This is a genomic window from Alkalibacterium sp. MB6, assembly GCF_009935905.1.
GTDB lineage: Bacteria > Bacillota > Bacilli > Lactobacillales > Carnobacteriaceae_A > Alkalibacterium.
Map to the genome: position 1 here is coordinate 166481 of NZ_PREX01000001.1, position 20403 is coordinate 186883.

The window sequence follows — 20403 nt, forward strand, 5'->3', positions numbered from 1 at the left end:
AGGCTTAAGCAAAGGGTTACTTTTTACACGCAAAAAATAGACGTTTGCTGTCAGATTGAACCGTTTGTCCAAAATCAGCCGTGACTTCTATATCAGTAAAGCCGCTTTGATTCAATAGCTCTAAATAGTCTTCAATGGGATAAGTTCTTTCTTTATGCACTTCTTCAAAGCGTTCATAAAGACCGTCCTTATTTTCTACGAAGAAGGTCAAGTCGTGTTCGACAGAATGATCATGTTCGCCTTCGTAACTATCCCACATGAACACAATATCAGACGTCTCTGCATGGAATGAAGTGGCTAAGTACTGCTTAATTTGATACACAGAATGGACATCAAATAAAAATAATCCGATGTCATTAAGATGCTTATAAGCTTCTTTAAAGACAGCTAGTAAATCTGTTTTATTATCCATGTAACACAGGGCATCGCTATAACAGACGATGCTATCATAGGTAGGTAAATCGGAGAGATCTCTCATATCTCTATGGATAAGAGGAAATGTGGACCCCTGATTCATTTGGCGATCATATGCGATACTTAACATATCCTCCGACAAATCCAATCCCGTTACATTGTAGCCACTTGTTTTAAGTTTTAAACCCAATATACCTGTTCCACATCCTAACTCCAACAAGGATGCTCCTTTTGGCACATAAGACAAAGTATACTCACTCCACTGATCATACAAACTGTCATCCATTAATTCATCATAAACTTTGGCGAACCAGTTATAAGTCATTAATCCAACCAGCCACTAATGTCTACTTGCTCAGCGTCAGACCACAGTCTTTCTAATTTGTAAAAATCACGCTCTTCCTGATTAAACAAGTGAATAATTACGTCACCTAAATCAACTAGAATCCACTTCGCACTGTTTCTTCCTTCAATGCGTTTAATCGGTTGGTTGGCCTCGTGTGCTGCATCTATAATGCTTTGAGCGATAGCATCTAATTGTCTATCATTATTGGCATGCATGATGACAAAATAATCGGCCAAAAAAGAGACCTCTTTCATGTCAAGTGCCAATACATCTTGTGCCATTTTTGAATCTGCGGCTTTGATTACGTATTCTAATACTTCAATAGACGAATGAGTCATTATGTTCCTCCTTATGTGATACTGCCCAAGCATTATATGTCTCAATAGCTCTTGGGTATATTTTGTTTTTTCTTCTTAATAAATGTGACAACGTATGGCTCGATATATACGCGATTGTTTGTCTCAAATCTTTATCAGCTAACTCACGAGCTAAATCAACACCCTTAAAGGCTCGTTTTGGCTCAATGAAATCAGCGACATATATAATTTGAGCGACCTCTTTCATTTCTGGAGAACCAATCGTGTGATAGGCAATGGCCTCAAAAATATCTTCCTCTTCAAGCCCAAACTCGTTCCTCATCAATACAGCTCCAATGGGGCCGTGCCAAATATTGGTGCCAAATTGGAGCATGTCCAAGTCCAGGTTTTCACTAATGATTAAGTCACGCATTTCTTCATCTGGTCTTTCTTTGGCATAGTCATGTGCTAAGGCTGCTATACTGACCTTCTCTTTCTCTACACCATACCGTTCGGCTAGCTCTAATGCTGTTTTCTCCACTCGTTGAACGTGTTTAAAGCGGCGGCTACTCATCGACTGATCCATCGTATCCATCAATTCATCTCTCGATAATTGGATGTATTTACCCGTGTACTTAATTGTTCCATTCACTTTATTCTTTTTCTTCATCCTTATATAACCTTTCACTTTCAATATACTTTTCGGTCTCCTGAGTGACTAAATAGCGGATGGAACAGTCATCTAATACTTTTTGTCTGATGATTGTTGAACTGATATCAATATCTGGTACATCCACCATAATGACAGGATAGGGAGATTCTGTTGTGAAATTCGGTCTATTCACACCTACTAGTTGAACTAAAGATACTAACTCTTCAATATTATGCCAATTTGGAAGATCTTCCACCATATCTGCACCAATAATAAAGTAAAATTCAGTATCTGGCTCACGTTCTTTTAAAGCCACAATCGTATCGTAGGTATAACTCTTTCCACCTCTTTGCAACTCTATGGTATCAATCTCGAAGGCTTCATTGTCCATTACCGTTTTTTCAAGCATAGCCAACCGATGTTTAGAGTCTATCGTTTTCTTCTCACGTTTATGAGGAGGTTCTGCAGACGGCAAAAATAGTATCTTGTCTAAACCTAATTGATCTCTAACTTGCTCTGCAATAATTAAGTGGCCGACATGAGGAGGGTTAAATGTTCCACCCAGTAAACCGACTTTTTTTGCAGGAGCGACTTTTTTTATTTCAGTGAGCACTTCAGGATCACTAATAACTGATACGTATTCACTCACTTTATAACACCTTCCTTTAATCGTTTAACCATTAACTTTAGGTAATCTGGATGAGTACCATTGATATTTCTCCTGAGTCGATGGTTTATAAAGTACAAGGACTTTGCCTATTTTTTGAACCACTTGAATTGAAGAGTGCGCTTCAATAAATGCCGCAGCTTCTGTCGTTGTCAAATCAGTGTTTTGCAACAGCTGAACTTTCATTAGCTCTCTTTTCTCAATGGACTCGTCGAATTCATTGACAACTTCTTGAGTCAAGCCATTTTTACCAATTTGAAAAACTGGAGTCAGTTCGTTCGCCTGAGCTCTTAAAAATCGTTTTTGTTTACCCGTTAAACTCATATTTGCCCTCTTTTCTAAAATAACAACCAATTAAATAAGTTGTTTTCTAATTGTCACGTCTACACCTTCAGGTACCCATCCGGCTATTTTTGTATTTGTCTTGTCAATCGAGACCCATCCAAGGCCAGAGAAGACAATATCAGACTTTCCTTTAGTTGTAAACTCATACCTTCTAAGTTTAGGAAATGCTTCTTTGCGCTCTTTTAGTGGTGGGGTTAATAATTCACCAAGATGTTTGTCGTAGAGCTCATCAGCTTTTTCTGTTTTTGTCCGGTGAAGATTCAGTTCATTGGCTGCATAAAAGATAAATGGCTGATTGCCCTCACCGCTAATGTAGTCAAAACGAGCAAGACCTCCAAAGAAGACAGTTTGACCTTCATTTAATTGATAGCCCCGTGGTTTAACTTCTTTTCTTGGAGTCACTAGTTTCAATTCCTCTGGAAGAAGATAATAAGACAATTGGGATCGCTGAATAATTCCTGGTGTGTCAACCAACATGGTCTTATCATCTAAAGGTATTTCAATCTTACCCAAGGTTGTACCTGGGAAGTAAGATGTCGTAATTGTATTTTCTGCTTCAGTGGCAATCTGAATGATTTGATTAATTAATGTCGATTTCCCGACATTTGTCGTCCCAACAATATAAACACTCTTGCCTTCTCTTTCTTCTTCTAAAGCTTCCATAAAGGCTTCTACTGATTGTCTACTTAGAGCGCTAATTAAATGAACATTTTTTGGTCTGATTCCAAAACTGTGTGCTTGTTCAGTAATCCATTGCCTTAGTTTTCCTTGCTTTAGGGATTTAGGTAGTAAATCTGTCTTATTCGCTACAAATAAAACAGGATTGTTCCCTGCAAATCGCTGAATACCTGAAACGACACTTCCATTAAAATCAAAAATGTCAACCACGTTTACTATCAGTGCATCCTCTTGATTCAACTCATGGAGCATATTTAAAAAATCATCATCTGTTAACTCAACATCGTGAAGCTCGTTGTAATGTCTTAACCGAAAGCATCGTTTACAATACAAGTCATCTTCCGCTGTTTTCTTTTTTAAAACAGATTGAGGCAAAAAGCCTGCTTTATCAGGATCATCGCTATGAATCGTCGCTCCGCAACCTATACAAATTAATTCTTCATTCATTGATTCGTTCGTCATGCAAAGAATTCCTCCATTTCATTTCCGGGTTTCTCTTAACGAGCATATTCATTATTCGGAGTTCAACAAAGCGATTAAACCGCGTATTCCACGCATCAGAATCTAAAATAGGCTTAACTAATACGCTTTTAATTCCTGCATTATTAGCCCCTTTTATATCTGTCAATACTTGGTCTCCTACCATGAGCCATTCTTCTTTTGAATAAGGATAGTCTTCAAATGCTCTTTTAAACCCTTTAGTAAATGGTTTTATCGCACTTGGTATAAAATCAAGTTCAAGAATACTAGCCACTTTGCCTACTCTTTTATCTGTATTATTAGAAAGAATAACTACCTTTATGCCGCTTTCTTTCATCCACTCTATCCACTGAATGGTTTCTTCGGTTGCTTCAGGATTATTCCAGGCAATCAAGGTGTTATCTAAATCAGTCAATATGGCTTTAATGTTTTCTTTCCTTAATTCTTCTGGTGTAATTTGGTAAATGGATTCAACCATCCAAGTTGGTTTAAAACTGTTCAGCATCCACTTCCTCCTTTGGTCTTTATTGTTTTTTAGAGGTTTGACAACGAGTACTGATTTGATAGTCTATTTATACATCGTCTATACTAAAAAAAAGGAAGCACACAAAGCACTTCCCTTTTGCGCACTTCTTACTCTTCTGTAGAGGTTGCTGGTTGTACCAGTTCCAATATCTCTACGGCAACGTAATCGATATTATCGAATTCATATGTTTGTTGCGTTGTTCGATCTTCCAACTCGTACATTTTTGACTTGCTGTCGTACCTTACGATACACATCTCTTTACCGTCTCTTTCAAAGCGACGAATTTGAACCTCATCAGACTGATCTTCTCTCATTGCATCAAGTCTACGGACTATCGGTATCAATTGGGATGGTTTCATTGTCATTCCCCTTCCTGCTTGAATATACTTTACTTCACTTATTTTAACAGATTTTGATGTAAATTACAGTAATTGATCCAAGCTTTTAATAAAATGTCTCGATAATGGGCATAAGTATACTTTATTCTGCTTTTTTCTATTCATAACAAAAGACAAAAAGACCTTTTACGAGCCTCTCGACTGATAAAAGGTCTTTTTGTCTTTTATTTATTCCACCATAATTTTACCAATGATTGTGTTCCATCATTTCCGTATCCTGCATCTTTTAGCTGATCATATAATTCTTTGGCTCTTCGAGTAGCAGGCAGGTCTATACCCATTCTTTCAGCTTCATCCAAGGCAATGCCTAAATCTTTAATAAAATGTTTAACAAAAAATCCAGGGGAATAGTCGTCGTTTATAATACGGGGAGCATAATTCTCAAGGGACCAGTTTCTACCAGCTCCCCCGTTGACTGTTTCGGATACTTTTTCTAAATCCAGTCCTGCTCGCTTGGCATAGATCATTAATTCTGTTATTCCTGTCATCGTACCAGCAACCATAATCTGGTTAGCTGCTTTTGTATGTTGGCCACTACCAGATGGTCCGTGCAAGGTCATAGATGCAGAAAAAACTTCCAATATATCCTTCACTTGGTTAAACGTCTCTTCTTCACCACCCACCATAATGGTTAAGGTTCCCTTTTCAGCCCCTAAATCCCCACCAGAAACAGGGGCATCGAGTGTAGCAGCTCCTTTTTCTTTTGCTGTCTCACTTATCTTCATCGCTAAAGACGGTGTACTTGTTGTTAAATCAATCAGCACTTTTCCCTCAACATTACCGTTGAAAATACCTTGTTCACTATAATAAACCTCTTCAACATCTTTTGGGTAGCCTACCATTGTGAATACAATATCTGACTGATTGGTTAATTCCAAAGGGCTTTCAGCCCACCTTGCACCTTCTTCTATTAAAGGTTCCGCTTTAGACTTGGTGCGATTATATACGGTAACTGAGTATCCCTTTTTTAGTAAATGACGAACGATTGACACACCCATGACTCCCGTTCCTATAAAACCAACCTTTTTCATCTGTACGCACTCTCCTCTCAACACGACTAGTTTGATACTGCTTTCATGCTCATTTTCTCATATAACATTGTTTAAAGCAATTGTCGCAAAAATCATAAAGCAATTGAAAAAAGCAGATTGAATACCTAAAGGTCATTCAATCTGCTTAAGCTTTACTTATTTAAATACGATTCAACAAGCTCAACCACTTCTTCAGATGTTGAACAGTCCGTTACAGCTTTTTCAGCTAGTTCGGCCATTTCAACTGAATCAAGAGTTTTTAATAAGCTTCTTGTTTTTAGAATACTTGTCGCACTCATAGAGAATTCATCGAGTCCTAAACCGAGAAGGATTGGCACAGCCGTTTGATCTCCGGCCATCTCCCCACACATTCCAGCCCATTTGCCCTCTTTATGAGCAGCATCAATCACGTTTTTAACTAAACGTAAAATAGATGGGTTGTATGGTTGGTATAGATAAGATACTTGCTCATTCATTCGGTCAGCGGCCATCGTGTATTGAATCAGGTCATTTGTACCGATACTGAAGAAATCAACTTCTTTAGCAAATTGATCCGCTAAAACGGCAGCAGCTGGTATTTCTATCATGATACCGACTTGAATAGAATCTGATATGTCGACGCCATCATTTTCTAGGTTCGCTCTTTCTTCGTCTAAGATAGCTTTGGCATCTCTAAATTCTTGAAGAGTAGCAATCATTGGGAACATGATACGTAAGGTTCCATGAACAGACGCACGTAATAAAGCTCTCAATTGCGTACGGAAAATAGAATCCTGGTCTAAGCTGACACGTATAGCACGGTAGCCTAAGAATGGGTTCATTTCTTTAGGAAGCTCCAAGTATGGCAATTCTTTGTCTCCACCAATGTCCATTGTACGAACAACGACTGGCTTGTTATCCATGCCTTCTAATACCTGTTTATAAGATTCGTACTGTTCATCTTCTGATGGGAGTTCTGTAGAATCCATATATAAGAATTCTGTACGGTACAAGCCAACAGCTTCTCCACCATTATTCTTAACACCTTCTAAATCTTTAGGTGTTCCAATATTTGCAGCTAATTCAACGTGCTTTCCGTCTTTAGTTAAGCTTGGCTCGTCTTTAAGACGGTCCCACTCTTTTCTTAACGTGTCGAATTCATCTGCTTTATTTTGGTAACGATCCTGTTCTTCTTCAGAAGGATTAATGTAAACATCGCCTTCTAATCCATCAACAATTAATTGGTCTCCTTCAGATACCAATTCAGTGATGTTCTTCGTTCCTACAATCGCAGGGATCTCAAGAGATCTAGCCATAATGGCTGAGTGAGATGTACGTCCTCCGATATTTGTTACAAATGCTTTAACATACTGCTTGTTTAGTTGGGCAGTATCACTGGGAGTCAAATCTTCGGCTACAATGATGACTTCTTTATCAATCGTTGCCGGAGAAGGAAGAGTGACATTAAGTAATCGAGCCAATACACGCTTTCTTACATCGCGGATGTCAGCAGCTCTTTCTTGCATATACGCATTATCTTCCATTGCTTCAAACATTGAAATGAACGTATCCGTTACTTGTTTAAAAGCATACTCGGCATTTGTTTTTTCATCATTTATAACTGCATTAGCTTGGTCAATTAAGTCCGGGTCTGAGAGCACCATAACATGTGCATCAAAAACCTGAGCCTCTTCTTCGCCCAAAGATTCTGCAGCAATCGAACGAATCTTGCCTAATTGCTCTTTGGCTTCATCAATAGCTTTAGTTAAACGCTGTTTTTCATTGTCTGTATCAGAAACAGTTGTTTTTTCAACAGTCAAATCAGGTTCTACCAACATATAGGCTTTCGCTTGGGCTATCCCGTCGCTTGCAGCAATTCCGGATACATGTTGAGTCATTAGTTTGCCATTCCCTCATTTTTGATTGTTTGGTCGATTCCTGCGATCGCTTCTTCTTCATCAGCGCCTTCAGCAGTAATAACAACGTCTGCACCTTTACCTACACCTAGAGACATAACGCCCATGATAGATTTCAAGTTAACAGATTTACCTTTATACTCTAAAGTAATATCAGAGTTAAATTTGCTTGCTGTTTGAACAAGTAGTGTTGCTGGTCTTGCGTGGATACCTGTTTCTGCTGTGATATTATATTCTCTTCTTTCCATAATGACTAGCTCCTTTTCAATAAAAAGTATTTTTGATCGAAAGGTATAAAATGATAGCGCTTCATGTTTGTCAAAGTTGTGTACCGTACTTGAACACAAAGAATCACTCTACTCTTTCTTCTTATACAGATTACCATTTTTTTCCCGTAGCGACAACTATTTTCTACTTTTTAGTATTTTTCGCTTGAAAGTCAAAGAAGGTCAGATTATAATAGAATTATCAAAGGTCAAAGTTGGTCAGACTAAACCATGCTTTTTCCTGTTTAATAGAAAGTTGACCCCTTTCAAATGACCTTTGGAATCATTATTAGTATAATAAAATAGAAGTAAAAAGAAGAAAGGAAGGTATATCGTATGATATGTCAACGTTGTATGGAAAGAAATGCAACCATTCACTTAACGACCAGTATTAATGGGAACAGACGTGAAATCGATCTGTGTCAAAAATGCTACCGAGAAATCAAACAACAGGAACAACAAGGGCGTATGAACCGAGTAATGGGTCAAGATCCTTTCGGAATGAATCAATTCGATGATTTTTTCAAAGCTTTGTCACGAGGCATGCAACCCGACCAACAAGGTCAAACACCGCCTAATCAACAACATGCTTCTGGAGGCAACCAGCCCCCTAACCAAGGGACTTCTAGAGGTGGCTTGTTAGGAGAGTATGGGGTTGACCTTACTCAAATGGCACGAGAAGGAAAAGTCGATCCAGTTATTGGTCGAGACCGAGAAATCGAGCGAGTAATTGAAATTTTAAATAGACGCACAAAAAACAACCCTGTATTAACTGGTGAAGCAGGCGTTGGTAAAACAGCCATCGTTGAAGGTCTTGCTTTAAAGATAGTAAACGGCGAAGTACCACAAAAGCTTCAAGATAAAGAAGTTATCCGTTTGGATGTTGCTTCTCTTGTACAAGGAACCGGCATTAGAGGACAGTTTGAAGAAAGAATGCAACAATTAATGAATGAATTAAGAGAGAATAAAAATATTATTTTGTTCATTGATGAGGTTCACGAAATTGTTGGCGCTGGTTCTGCTGAAGGAAGCAGTATGGACGCTGGAAATATTCTGAAGCCAGCTTTAGCCCGCGGTGAATTGCAAATGGTTGGTGCGACTACTTTAAACGAATACCGAAAAATTGAAAAAGATCCGGCATTAGAAAGACGATTACAGCCGGTACGAGTCAACGAACCAACTTTAGAAGAAACTTACACGATTTTAAAAGGTATTCAAAAACAATACGAAGATTATCACCACGTCAAATATTCTGAAGAAGCCATTAAGAGTGCCGTAGAATTATCTCACCGCTACATTCAGGATCGTTTCCTTCCAGATAAAGCCATTGATTTAATAGATGAATCAGGTTCTAAGAAAAACTTAACGATTCAAACGGTCGACCCAGCTGCTTTAGAAGAGAAAATCAAAGAAGCCGATCAAGCGAAACAAGAAGCATTAGAACAAGAAGATTACGAAAAAGCTGCTTTTTACCGTGATCAAGTAACGAAGTATAAAGAAATGATTAATCAACAGACTCCTGAGTCTGAACAGCCAGTCATTACTGAACAAGATATCATTTCAATTATTGAAATGAGAACAGGTATCCCTGTTGGTGAATTGAAGGAAAAAGAGCAAGAACAGTTGAAAGACCTTGATCAATCCTTGAGAAAACATGTCATAGGTCAAGACCAAGCCATAGACAAAGTGGCTCGAGCTATTCGTCGTAACCGGATTGGATTACGCCAGAAAAATAGACCGATTGGTTCCTTCCTCTTCGTAGGGCCAACTGGTGTCGGTAAGACTGAATTGGCTAAAACCTTGGCCTTGGAATTGTTTGGAAGCAAAGAAGCTTATGTCCGACTCGATATGAGTGAGTATATGGAAAAACACAGCACGTCCAAACTCATTGGTTCTCCTCCAGGCTATGTAGGGTACGAAGAAGCTGGTCAGCTAACTGAGAAAGTTAGACGAAACCCATACAGCTTAATCTTAGTCGATGAAGTGGAGAAAGCTCACCCTGATGTGATGAATATGTTCTTGCAAATTCTGGATGACGGCCGTTTGACCGATGCACAAGGGCGAACAGTTAACTTTAAAGAAACCATCATTATTATGACTACTAACGCTGGAACAACGAACGTCGAATCAAGTGTTGGTTTCGGTGCTCAATTAAGCGGTCAGCAACATTCCTTATTAAATCATTTAGGAGACTTCTTCCGTCCTGAATTCCTAAACCGATTTGATGGTATTGTTGAATTCAACTCTCTAACTAAGGAGAACTTGCTGGAAATTATTGAGTTGATGCTAGAAGACATTAAAGAAGCCATGACCCAGCACCATATTACAGTGACCGTTGATCAATCAGCAAAAGAGAAACTGGTCGATTTGGGCTATGATCCTAAAATGGGTGCACGGCCGCTAAGACGAGTGATTGAAGAGCAAATTGAAGATAGAATTGCAGAATTTTATTTAAATAATCCTGAACCGGGTCACATCTTAGCTACAGTTGATGAAAATGGAAACATTATGATTACAAATGAAACAGATGAGTCTGTAACAGAATCCACAAGTGACTCGACTGATGAATCGACAGAGAACACTGAAGAGTCAGAATAAAGTCATTATCAAAAAAACAACCATCACGTATTCATACGCCGATGGTTGTTTTTTTGTTTTATATGACTTTTTGAGAGTTTGTTTCGCTTTAATTTCATTTACTTCGATTTTGTGAACTGTGTTTTCTTACCTTCTAAAGACATGGTTACCAATAGTGGTAACGTATTCTAACGTATCAAACCATTCCTGACCGGCTGCAATAGCTGGGTTGTAGAAATATAAAGCATCTCCTACTGGCCCCTTACCTCTAAGTGCTTCTTTAGCAGCTTGTAAGGACGTCTGTGTAGCCTCGTTATATATTGCCCCATTCATTACTGGTTCAAATTGACACGGCTGGTATATCACTTCTTTAACAGAATCAGGAAACTGTCGATGATTCACTCTATTTAATACCACTTGCCCTACAGCAACTTTTCCCTCATAAGACTCACCTTTCGCTTCGGCTTCGATGATTCTTGCGAGCAAATCAATTAGCTCAGGATTGATAGGTTCTCTTAAATCTAAACTGGTTCCTGATACCGATACGATTAATTCGGTAGGTTCTTCATCTAATAGTGTTGAGAGAGCTTCATCAGTGGATACATCTTCTTCCAGATCAGTAACTAAATCAAGTAAGCTTGCGGGTTCATATTCTATGATAAAACCTAAAGCTTTGAGCACTTTATCATTAGATAAAGATTCAGCCTTTGTTTCAGGCGTTCGTATTGTCACTGCACCTATAAAGAGACAGGCAAGCAACATTATTTTTATTATCATCTTTTCCTCCTCATATACCCTATCGTTTCATACATCAGACACTGGTATACATGCGGTATTCTATAGTTTTATCGTCTACAAAAAGGATGCTGATTGTCCTAAACAGTGAATAATCAGGCTACCTCACTAATAAATACTATAACTGTAAAGGGATGATTCACAAAGTGATACGCTCTTATGGGCCATGATTCTACGGTTTTTATTGGTTAGTCCTTTCTCATTTTGATCATTCTCTCCTTTTTATTAGTCTACTTCATATGAAAAACGACCGGGCCACAGGAGGCAGAAGCCTCTAGTAATCCAGTCGTTTTATTTTTTAGCTTAATGCTTATAATAAAGAGGTTAACTCTACATCGGGATATTTATCACTAAACCATCTCATAGCAAAGGTGTTTTCGAATAGGAATAAGGGTTGATCAAACCGGTCACGAACCAGCATATTTCTACTCGACCCCATATTCTCGTCTAATTGTTTCGGATCAATCCATCTAGCGATACGGCTGCCGATTGAAGTCATCACCACTTCAGAGTTGTACTCATTCTTCATTCGGTGCTCAAACACTTCAAATTGCAACTGACCAACCGCTCCAATAATGTAATCTTCTGTGTGATAAGACTTATATAGTTGGATAGCACCCTCTTGTACCAGTTGGTTAATGCCTTTGTGAAAAGATTTTTGTTTCATGACGTTCTTAGCCTCGACTCTGACGAATAGTTCAGGTGTAAATTGAGGCAAGTCTTTAAACTCAATTTTATCTTTTCCAGAATAGATTGTATCCCCAATTTGGAAATTCCCTGTGTCATAAAGACCAATAATATCACCAGCTACAGCATCTGATACCGATTCACGGTTCTCAGCCATGAACTGAGTAGAATTAGACAACCGCATTTTTTTCCCTTCTCTAGAAAGTGTCACATCTATACCTCGCTCAAAGCGTCCCGAACAAATTCTCAAAAAGGCAATACGGTCACGGTGTTTAGGGTCCATATTGGCTTGGATTTTAAAGATAAAGCCTGAGAAATCCTCATCAGTTGGAGAGACTACTTTCTCATCTTCCGTGTCTTGATCAGTCGGCTCAGGTGCAAACTGTAAAAACGTTTCTAAAAAGGTTTGGACACCGAAATTAGTTAAAGCCGATCCGAAAAAGACAGGTGTTAATTCGCCTTTTGCGATAGCTTCTCTTGAAAATTCATTGCCGGCTTCTTTTAAAAGTAAGGCATCTTCTAAAACTTGGTTATAGAGACTTTCATTTTGGTATGGATGATCGCCTTCTATTTCTCCTTCATCTGTCAAGGAGATGAAACGCTCACCATGATTGTGACTATCAGGACGCAACACTTCTATTCGATTATGAAACACATCATATAAGCCAAGCAATGTTTTTCCTGATCCCATTGGCCAGTTCATTGGGTAAGCATCGATTTCCAACACTTCTTCGAGCTCTTCAATCAAATCTAATGGCTCTCTTCCATCTCGGTCAATTTTGTTCATAAATGTAAATATGGGAATGCCTCTCATGCGGCACACTTTGAATAATTTCTTAGTCTGCTCTTCAATCCCCTTACCACTGTCGACCACCATAACTGCAGCATCGACTGCCATTAATGTTCGGTAAGTATCTTCCGAGAAGTCTTCGTGCCCAGGCGTATCCAAAATGTTTATACGTTTATCTTGGTAATCAAATTGCATGACCGAACTGGTAACAGAAATCCCTCTTTGCTTTTCAATCTCCATCCAGTCTGACTTAGCAAACTTTCCAGTTTTTTTAGCTTTTACTGTTCCAGCCTGTCTAATGGCTCCACCAAAGAGCAATAATTGTTCTGTTATCGTTGTCTTACCTGCATCCGGGTGAGAGATAATGGCAAAGGTTCTTCTTTTTTTAACTTCTTTTTTCAAATCTTTTAGTTGTGTATCGTTCACTATAAAACGTCCTTATAAATAAATTTTCAACCCTTAATGTTGAATCGGTTCAGTTTTTTTTCTCACTTTATTTTCTTTTACCATTCGTGCAACATAGTAGCCGATGGTTTTAATCATAACAAATACAGGTACCCCGATTAACATACCCAACAAACCAGCGATGTTAGCAGAAGCTAACAAAACCAGTATGACGGTCAAAGGGTGAATAGATAATGACTTCCCAACAAAGAATGGGGTGAGTAAATTACTATCTAACTGTTGGACAATTAATACGAATAAACCAGCTAGTACAGCTAAAGTCCGCGATTCAACTAAACCAACGATGATAGCAGGTGCAGCTCCAATAAATGGACCGACAAAGGGAATAAAATTCGTTATTGCAGCGAATAATGATAGTAGCAAAGCTGACGGTATACCAGCAAGTGTATATAAGAAAAACAACAAGCCTCCTACTATAATGGACGCTATTCCTTTTCCACTTATATAGCCGGACATGACTTCGTCGGTCTGAATAAGCATGTCTTTAACATTTTTTCTATACTTAGTTGATGTGTGATCTAATACTAGCGGTACAAATTTCCATCCATCATATAACATATAAAATAAAATGACGGGAATCGTTATCGCCATAAACGCAATTTCGGTATATTTTTGAACCAAGTTACCTACACCAGAAACCAGTCCACTTAGAAAACGAGAACCTATATCTCCAAGCCATACTTCTAAATTTTCTAGTATCGGTGCGATATTGATCTCTTGCATCCACGGTTCTTCCCCTAATCTTAGAGCATAAATTTCCAATTGATTTATAAATTGGGGTATACCGGATACTATATTCGTAGCTTGTTCAATTAGCATAGGAATACCGACAACAACAGCAAAAACGAGGATCCCAACTAACATGAGCATCACTAGTGCGATCCCTATGACTCGTTTAATTTTGATTCTTTCAAGTAATTGAACGATGGGGTTTAATAAATAATATAAAAAACCAGCAATGAGTAAAGGCATGAATAATGCCGTTAATATGCCGACGAAAGGATTTAATATAAAATCAATCTGTTGAAGCACTACTATTAATATGGCCGCTAACAAGAGCCATATAGTCCAAAACATTAATTTTGAATTTTTCCAATTTATCACATTGTCTTCTTCCTTTCGTGCGTATCTCTTACCTATTATAAGTGACACTCGTACAGATTGAAAGGGCTAGTTTCTACAATCTATTGACGGTTTTTCCACTTATTGCTATAGTATGAATACGTTAAGAAATGAGGGATGTTATGAAGTTTCAAATGACGAGAGATATTAACAGTTCTATTTACAATGACTCATTAACTATTCGAAAAACAGTCTTTATAGAGGAACAGCAAGTTGACGAAGCACTTGAGATTGATGAATTGGAAAGTCAGACCTTACATGTGGTTGGGTACGATGAAAAAGAAGAAGCATGTTGTACGGCAAGACTTTATGAAAAAGAAACAGGAATGATTAAAGTTCAACGTGTCGCTGTTCTATCTTCCCACCGAGGTAAATGTTACGGTAGAGAATTATTGAATGCCATCGAGGATATTGCCAAGTCCGAATTTAATGCTCACACATTGGTTCTTGATGCTCAAGATCACGCCATTCCTTTTTACGAAAAAAGTCACTACACCGTTTACGGTGGCCCATTCTTGGATGCCAACATTCCTCACCACCATATGAAAAAAGAGATATAGACACTTAGTCCATATCTCTTTTTTTCGTTCGGTTCAAAAGCGCCTGCCTTTTTGCTTTATTTTCCTTAAGGCGCCTGCCTTTTTCGCTCACATCATTAGAAACAACTACCCAGCCTTCTTGGGTCTTCTCGAATAAAAACACATCGCCCCATTCAAATGGTTTCGGAAGCATATGTGTATCGATAAGTATCTCTTCTTTTGAATCGAGAATAATGACTGCTTTGTCATCGAAAACAGCTTCCACTACACCATACATACTACTCCTCCTCCGTTTTTAATTCCCATTCACCATCCGGAAGAATGGTCAGTGACAGAGTGCCAAAGGTATCCGTTCCATATACAGGAATATCTAAGGCTTCCAACCGGTCTAATACCTCTTGATGTGGATGCCCATATGAATTATCTTGCCCAGCCTGATAAAAGGCCACAGCTGGATCCACTGCTTCAATCCATTCCATTCCTGCGCTGTATCTTGAGCCGTGGTGTCCAATCATCATAATATCTGCACTCACAGCATATGGTCTCTCATGAGCAATCTCAGCTTCTATCGACGCATCAATGTCCCCGGTTTGAATAAATTGGGTATCTCCTATAGACAGTCTCGTCGCGATAGATTCATCGTTTTGATTGCTTTCAGTGGCGTCTTGTTGAGGATGAAGCACATCAATGGTAAATGCTCCTTTAGTATACGTTTCCCCTCGCTTTGCTTCCACATAAGTCACATTTGAAGCTAATAACGCATCCAAGACACGTGTATAAGTCTGTGATGTGTGGTCCATTCCGTTCATCCACACTTCTCCCACTTGAAAATACTCGAGAACCAATTCCCCATTTCCAATATGGTCGGCATCATTATGGGTGAAAATTAGTAAGTCGATTTTACCTCCTACTCCAATTTCATCATTTAAGTAGGTAATAATTCGCTTCTCGCTATCATCAAATCGACCCGTATCAATAAGTATCGTTGTACCATCATACCCTTTTAGTAGCATGGACGATCCTTGTCCCACATCAAATACTCGGATATCAACTACATACTCTTCTTCACTAGGATCAAAGTCGACTGTATTTGACCACTGTCTAATCGAGTGGACGATCTGATCCCACCGTGCTTCTAAGCCATCAAATGGAAGGTCATATCGTTCGACTAACAAGCCTAAGAAAAATGCAGCTACAACAACCAATACTGTTTTTAAAAGGGAATGGTTCCCTTTCTGCCCACTCGGTCTTTTCTTAGAGGCAGTCCTTTTATAAGGTGTCTTTCTTTTTCTATTCACTCTATATCCCTCGCAAATGATTTTTAAGTTCAGTCAAGTCTCCTGGCAGCGGTGCAATAATCTCAATGGTTACTCCAGAGAAAGGGTGGACAAATCGCACTTTAAAGCAATGCAGCGCTTGTCTATCGATAGCAGGCTGTTCATTTGAATCTTTATAAAGGGTTTCCCCGACTAAAGGATGACCGATGTGCGCAAAATGAACCCTGATTTGGTGAGTTCGCCCAGTGTGTAACTGAACTTTCAGCTCTGTCGCTTGTTCATAGTGGTTCTTTACCCAATACTCGGTCATGGACTGTTTTCCCGATTCGTGAACTTTTCGTTTGATAATTGATTCTTCTGAACGACTAATCGGTTCATCAATAAAACCATGCTTGTCTCTTACATGCCCCTCTGCAAAAGCCACATATTCTCTATGAATTGACTTGTCCTTTAGTAAGGCATCCAAATAAGAGTGTGCCAAGGTATGTTTGGCAAATATCATAACCCCTGACGTCTCCCGGTCTAGCCTACTGACTACATGTATCGTTTGATGCAAATAGGCTTGCTCTTCAATGTATCCTTTGACACGATTGGTCATCGTATCTAAACGGTGCACGGGAGACGGTACTGAAGCAATACCAGCTGGTTTATTCACTAGCAAGTAATGATCGTCTTCATACAATATAGATATTGGTTTATAAGAGGGGATAAGTGTTTCATTGCTCTCTTCTATAGGCAAAGTGATACTGATGGTGTCCCCTTCTTCCAATTCTGTTCTCACTCGTGACGCTTGCCCGTTCACTTCGATTCTACCACCTTGGAATTTCACTTTAGCTAGTATGCGTTTTGATATGTTTTTATTTTGTAAAAAAGCTTTCACTGTAGTTTTTTGCTTTTCTTTTACTACCCATTCTATTTTCATATACATGTCGCTCTATTTAGAGCTCTTGCCTCACAATCTATTTTCCTTTAACTAGTTACAATTTATTAGTTTATCATATTTATCTCTTGGTAAATGGAATTAGTCCAAAAAAATTTAAATCCATCAAATGACTAATTGGTTCACTCTATTATACGTCTTTTTCACCGTATTAAAAACCTCCTATATGCAGTCTGTTTAACTGAAATCATAAAGGAGGTTCTCATCAGTAACTCGTTTTCTTTACTCATTTAGTTTTGTTTTAGCCCCTAAAAATGCATCTTCTACTCGGTTCCAAAAGTGAGTATGCTGGTAGCGAGCAAATCGAATACGTTCTTTGGCAATTCTAAATTCTAAATGTTCGACGCCCTCTTCATTAGAAACAAACTGGTCAATTGTTAAAGAAAAATCATCTGTTTCAATGGGTTTAATTTTGATCCACTCGTCAGGGGCAATCACCATCGGAGAACTGAGTGTCCGAAAGATACGGTTATTCAAAGAAGCAATTTCAGTTAATTGAAGGGCTTCTAGTCTTGGATGCAAAACAGCACCACCAATGGATTTATTGTACCCAGTCGATCCTGTTGGTGTGGACACACATAAACCGTCTCCTCTAAAGCGTTCAAATTGCTCTTCTCTTATATAAACGTCCCCTACAAAGGTGCCATCTACTCGTTTAATTGTCGCCTCATTGAGAGCCAAAAAGTGTTTAATTTCATTGCTATTACGGTACTTAACCTCAACATCAAGTAAGGGGTATTCGACAGACTCACCAGTATCTTGCTTTAAACTAGACACGAGCTCGTCTAGAGAGTACTCCCTCCAGTCGGTATAAAAGCCCAGATGACCTGTATGTACACCGATAAAACGAACACTGTCTAACATATGGGCATATCGGTGGAAAGCAGATAGCAAGGTCCCATCTCCACCTACCGATATGACAATGTCAGGAAAACTGGTAACCAGATTGAACGCTTCCTTTTGAAGCATCGTTGTCAATTTTTTAGCTACCTTTTTTGATTCCTCTGTAACGTTGTGTACAATTGCTATATTCACTTCATCTGTCCTTTCCACACTAATCTATTAATCTGGAAAACGGTAATTTTCCTGTATATCTTTAATTTCTTCTCGAATAGTAGACATCTCTTCATCAAGCTGAAAAGCAGATTCTGCAGCTTTTTGAAGACGACCTTTAATAGCCTCCGGAAATTCACCTTGGTATTTATAATTGAGTGAATGTTCAATAGATGCCCAAAAATTCATCGCCAAAGTTCTGATTTGAATTTCTACTAAGACTACTTTTTCTTCATCTATTAATTGAACGGGATACTCACAGATTAAATGATACGATCTGTATCCACTATCTTTTTTATTTGTAATATAGTCCTTTTCATAAACAATGTTTAAGTCTTTCCGCTTCTTTATTATACCAACGACTTGTAGGATATCCTCAACAAAGGGACACATAATACGTATACCAGCAAGATCTTCCATTTCTGTTTCCAACTTATCCAATGGGATGCTTCTTGCTTTTGATTTTACCAATATACTATTAACAGGTTTCACTCGGCCAGTTATAAACTCAATTGGTCCATGTTCCTTTCTTAATCGGTACATGCCACGCAGGCCCCTAAGTTTAACTTTTAGTTCATCTACAGCTTGATTATAAGGTAGCAGGAAAAGTTCCCAGTCTCTATCCATATCCTCAACCTTCTTTGCTTTTTATTAAGCTTCATTCTTGTTAATATTATACCATACTCTATCCAATTTTCGCATAATACTGATTAACAGTGAAGGGACGTTTAATATGGAACACGAATTAGAAATTGAATTCAAGAATATGCTGATAGAGGCTGAGTACACTAGCTTGCTTCACTATTTCTTTCAAGAAAACTCTCAGCCAGTCTCCCAGAGAAACACGTACTTCGATACGAAAACCTTATATTTAAAAGAACATCTTTGTGCTTTCAGAATTCGAGAGAAGGACCATTCCGCAGAAATGACATTGAAAACACCTGTAGATGGCCATCATAACGAGTACACTATTCCTCTAGATAATAGTGAAGCTGAGGCTTTGATTAAGCAAGGTGCGTTCGAACTGCCTGATCAATTAATAACTGCTTTAAAAGAAGAAGGGATAATGATAGACGAACCAGTACAAAAAATCGCCCAATTAAAGACCCTCCGTTACGAAAAAAAAGTAAAGACGGGACTCATTGTTTTGGATAAGAGCTGGTATAATGACACGGTTGATTATGAATTGGAAGTTGAAGCAGCCACTGTTGAATCAGGCGAGCAATTAATGACTGACTTGTTGTCACAATTTGATATCCCTAAAAGGCCAGCAGAAAAGAAAATCACACGAGCTTTCTCGGGCAATCTGAACCACTAATGTGTATATTTGTGACGGAATTGTCACACAACCTTAAAATTTATAAGTAAATCTATGCAGATGATTACTAAAAGTGATAGTTGTTTGGTAGTCTAGGTATTGTAAAAGAGGAACAAAGAAACATGTTCCCTGGATTTCTCTGTAGATAGAAATTCAATTGAAACGAAACAAAACAAAATAAATTTTAGGTGTGTGCTTATTATGTCATTAAATAATGTTATTGAAATTTTCTTATATGTAAACCCACTCGGAAAGCCTTGTTATGAAACCGAAAAAATGATTGAATCATTTTCGACTGAAAGAGAAGAAACAGTACGTGTTCGCTTCATCCCACTGTTGAACTTCCACACGATTGGAACAATCATGAGAGAGAAAAATGACCCCTCATTAGAAAACAGAAACCAATTATATACAGACTCTTTCCAGACCTCACTTGCTTTCCAAGCTGCTTCCATGCAAGGTAAGAAAAAAGGCCGAAAATTCTTAATGTCTATCCAAGAAAAAGTGATTCATGAAGGTAAACACGTTTCTAAAGACTTGTTTTTGCAAGTAGCTATAGCAGTTAAACTCGATATGGAAATGTTCGAAGACGATTTACACTCAGACTTTTCAAAAACGGCCTTCAATAAAGATCAGAAAATTGCTCAGGAAATGGATGTCACTCAGGCTCCCTCTTGTGTGTTGTACTCCGGAAAAAACTCGACATACGGCTACCGCATTGATGCATCCATAACTAAACACTTGTTACATGGGTTATGCAATCAAGAGACTGTTTCAACTGATAAGTTCAGTCACAAACACTTATCTTTACTCCAAATGGTTTAAACACTCACAAATAAATAAATG

Annotated in this window: 23 protein-coding genes; 4 read left to right on the forward strand and 19 right to left on the reverse strand. The window is 38.4% G+C overall.

Annotated elements, in window-relative coordinates; translation table 11 throughout:
- Positions 1-16: 16 nt before the first annotated feature.
- The 11 genes from C3945_RS00810 to C3945_RS00860 all read right to left on the reverse strand — a co-directional run bounded on the left by C3945_RS00810 (position 17) and on the right by C3945_RS00860 (position 7976).
- The gene (locus C3945_RS00810) at positions 17-739 is read right to left on the reverse strand and encodes a class I SAM-dependent DNA methyltransferase (protein WP_161877775.1); all 723 of its coding nucleotides are present in this window, start codon (positions 737-739) and stop codon (positions 17-19) included.
- Entirely contained in the window at positions 739-1098 is a 360-nt protein-coding gene (gene rsfS, locus C3945_RS00815) for a ribosome silencing factor (RefSeq protein WP_161877776.1), read from the reverse strand. The genes C3945_RS00810 and rsfS overlap by 1 nt, the downstream gene beginning before the upstream one ends.
- The gene (gene yqeK / locus C3945_RS00820; protein ID WP_237585432.1) at positions 1079-1726 is read right to left on the reverse strand and encodes a bis(5'-nucleosyl)-tetraphosphatase (symmetrical) YqeK; all 648 of its coding nucleotides are present in this window, start codon (positions 1724-1726) and stop codon (positions 1079-1081) included. Before yqeK ends, rsfS begins: the two co-directional genes overlap by 20 nt.
- Complete coding sequence (locus tag C3945_RS00825) at positions 1710-2336, reverse strand: nicotinate-nucleotide adenylyltransferase (protein ID WP_237585436.1); 627 nt, start codon at positions 2334-2336, stop codon at positions 1710-1712. The genes yqeK and C3945_RS00825 overlap by 17 nt, the downstream gene beginning before the upstream one ends.
- Positions 2337-2381: 45 nt before the next feature.
- On the reverse strand, positions 2382-2699 hold the full coding sequence (gene yhbY, locus C3945_RS00830; protein WP_161877778.1) for a ribosome assembly RNA-binding protein YhbY: 318 nt from the start codon (positions 2697-2699) through the stop codon (positions 2382-2384).
- 30 nt (positions 2700-2729) lie between these two features.
- Complete coding sequence (yqeH, locus tag C3945_RS00835) at positions 2730-3845, reverse strand: ribosome biogenesis GTPase YqeH (protein ID WP_161877831.1); 1116 nt, start codon at positions 3843-3845, stop codon at positions 2730-2732.
- On the reverse strand, positions 3838-4383 hold the full coding sequence (locus C3945_RS00840) for a YqeG family HAD IIIA-type phosphatase (RefSeq protein ID WP_161877779.1): 546 nt from the start codon (positions 4381-4383) through the stop codon (positions 3838-3840). The genes yqeH and C3945_RS00840 overlap by 8 nt, the downstream gene beginning before the upstream one ends.
- A 128-nt stretch (positions 4384-4511) precedes the next feature.
- Entirely contained in the window at positions 4512-4763 is a 252-nt protein-coding gene (locus C3945_RS00845; RefSeq protein ID WP_161877832.1) for a YkuJ family protein, read from the reverse strand.
- A 203-nt stretch (positions 4764-4966) separates the two neighbouring features.
- On the reverse strand, positions 4967-5833 hold the full coding sequence (locus tag C3945_RS00850; RefSeq protein WP_161877780.1) for an NAD(P)-dependent oxidoreductase: 867 nt from the start codon (positions 5831-5833) through the stop codon (positions 4967-4969).
- Positions 5834-5985: 152 nt separating this feature from the next.
- On the reverse strand, positions 5986-7710 hold the full coding sequence (ptsP, locus tag C3945_RS00855; protein WP_161877781.1) for a phosphoenolpyruvate--protein phosphotransferase: 1725 nt from the start codon (positions 7708-7710) through the stop codon (positions 5986-5988).
- A complete protein-coding gene (locus C3945_RS00860) occupies positions 7710-7976 on the reverse strand; it encodes a phosphocarrier protein HPr (RefSeq protein WP_161877782.1) in 267 nt (88 codons plus the stop codon). Before C3945_RS00860 ends, ptsP begins: the two co-directional genes overlap by 1 nt.
- Before the next feature lie 354 nt (positions 7977-8330).
- Here C3945_RS00860 and C3945_RS00865 point away from each other — a divergent pair, with 354 nt between their 5' ends.
- Positions 8331-10592 (forward strand): ATP-dependent Clp protease ATP-binding subunit, encoded by a 2262-nt coding sequence (locus C3945_RS00865; protein WP_161877783.1) that lies wholly within the window; start codon positions 8331-8333, stop codon positions 10590-10592.
- 126 nt (positions 10593-10718) lie between these two features.
- On the opposite strand, the gene C3945_RS00870 is transcribed toward C3945_RS00865, so the two are convergent.
- The 3 genes from C3945_RS00870 to C3945_RS00880 all read right to left on the reverse strand — a co-directional run bounded on the left by C3945_RS00870 (position 10719) and on the right by C3945_RS00880 (position 14412).
- Positions 10719-11348, reverse strand: coding sequence for a cell wall hydrolase (locus C3945_RS00870; RefSeq protein ID WP_202623256.1), 630 nt, complete (start codon positions 11346-11348; stop codon positions 10719-10721).
- Between the two features lie 328 nt (positions 11349-11676).
- Positions 11677-13269, reverse strand: coding sequence for a peptide chain release factor 3 (locus C3945_RS00875; RefSeq protein WP_237585433.1), 1593 nt, complete (start codon positions 13267-13269; stop codon positions 11677-11679).
- 33 nt (positions 13270-13302) lie between these two features.
- The gene (locus C3945_RS00880) at positions 13303-14412 is read right to left on the reverse strand and encodes an AI-2E family transporter (RefSeq protein ID WP_161877784.1); all 1110 of its coding nucleotides are present in this window, start codon (positions 14410-14412) and stop codon (positions 13303-13305) included.
- A gap of 140 nt (positions 14413-14552) precedes the next feature.
- On the opposite strand from C3945_RS00880, the gene C3945_RS00885 reads away from it, so the two are divergent.
- The gene (locus tag C3945_RS00885; RefSeq protein ID WP_161877785.1) at positions 14553-14990 is read left to right on the forward strand and encodes a GNAT family N-acetyltransferase; all 438 of its coding nucleotides are present in this window, start codon (positions 14553-14555) and stop codon (positions 14988-14990) included.
- A gap of 4 nt (positions 14991-14994) precedes the next feature.
- Here the strand turns inward: C3945_RS00885 and C3945_RS00890 are convergent, their stop codons facing one another.
- The 5 genes from C3945_RS00890 to C3945_RS00910 form a co-directional block, all read right to left on the reverse strand.
- Positions 14995-15246 (reverse strand): hypothetical protein, encoded by a 252-nt coding sequence (locus C3945_RS00890; RefSeq protein ID WP_161877786.1) that lies wholly within the window; start codon positions 15244-15246, stop codon positions 14995-14997.
- 1 nt (position 15247) lies between these two features.
- A complete protein-coding gene (locus C3945_RS00895) occupies positions 15248-16267 on the reverse strand; it encodes a ComEC/Rec2 family competence protein (protein ID WP_161877787.1) in 1020 nt (339 codons plus the stop codon).
- 1 nt (position 16268) lies between these two features.
- A complete protein-coding gene (locus tag C3945_RS00900) occupies positions 16269-17168 on the reverse strand; it encodes an RluA family pseudouridine synthase (RefSeq protein WP_161877788.1) in 900 nt (299 codons plus the stop codon).
- Positions 17169-17408: 240 nt separating this feature from the next.
- Positions 17409-18221: an NAD kinase gene (locus C3945_RS00905; RefSeq protein ID WP_161877789.1), complete on the reverse strand. Its 813-nt coding sequence runs from the start codon at positions 18219-18221 to the stop codon at positions 17409-17411.
- Positions 18222-18248: 27 nt separating this feature from the next.
- Positions 18249-18866, reverse strand: coding sequence for a GTP pyrophosphokinase (locus C3945_RS00910; RefSeq protein ID WP_161877790.1), 618 nt, complete (start codon positions 18864-18866; stop codon positions 18249-18251).
- Between the two features lie 106 nt (positions 18867-18972).
- On the opposite strand from C3945_RS00910, the gene C3945_RS00915 reads away from it, so the two are divergent.
- Positions 18973-19557, forward strand: coding sequence for a CYTH domain-containing protein (locus C3945_RS00915; protein ID WP_161877791.1), 585 nt, complete (start codon positions 18973-18975; stop codon positions 19555-19557).
- Between the two features lie 201 nt (positions 19558-19758).
- Positions 19759-20382, forward strand: coding sequence for a DsbA family protein (locus C3945_RS00920; protein WP_161877792.1), 624 nt, complete (start codon positions 19759-19761; stop codon positions 20380-20382).
- The last annotated feature ends 21 nt before the right edge of the window (positions 20383-20403 follow it).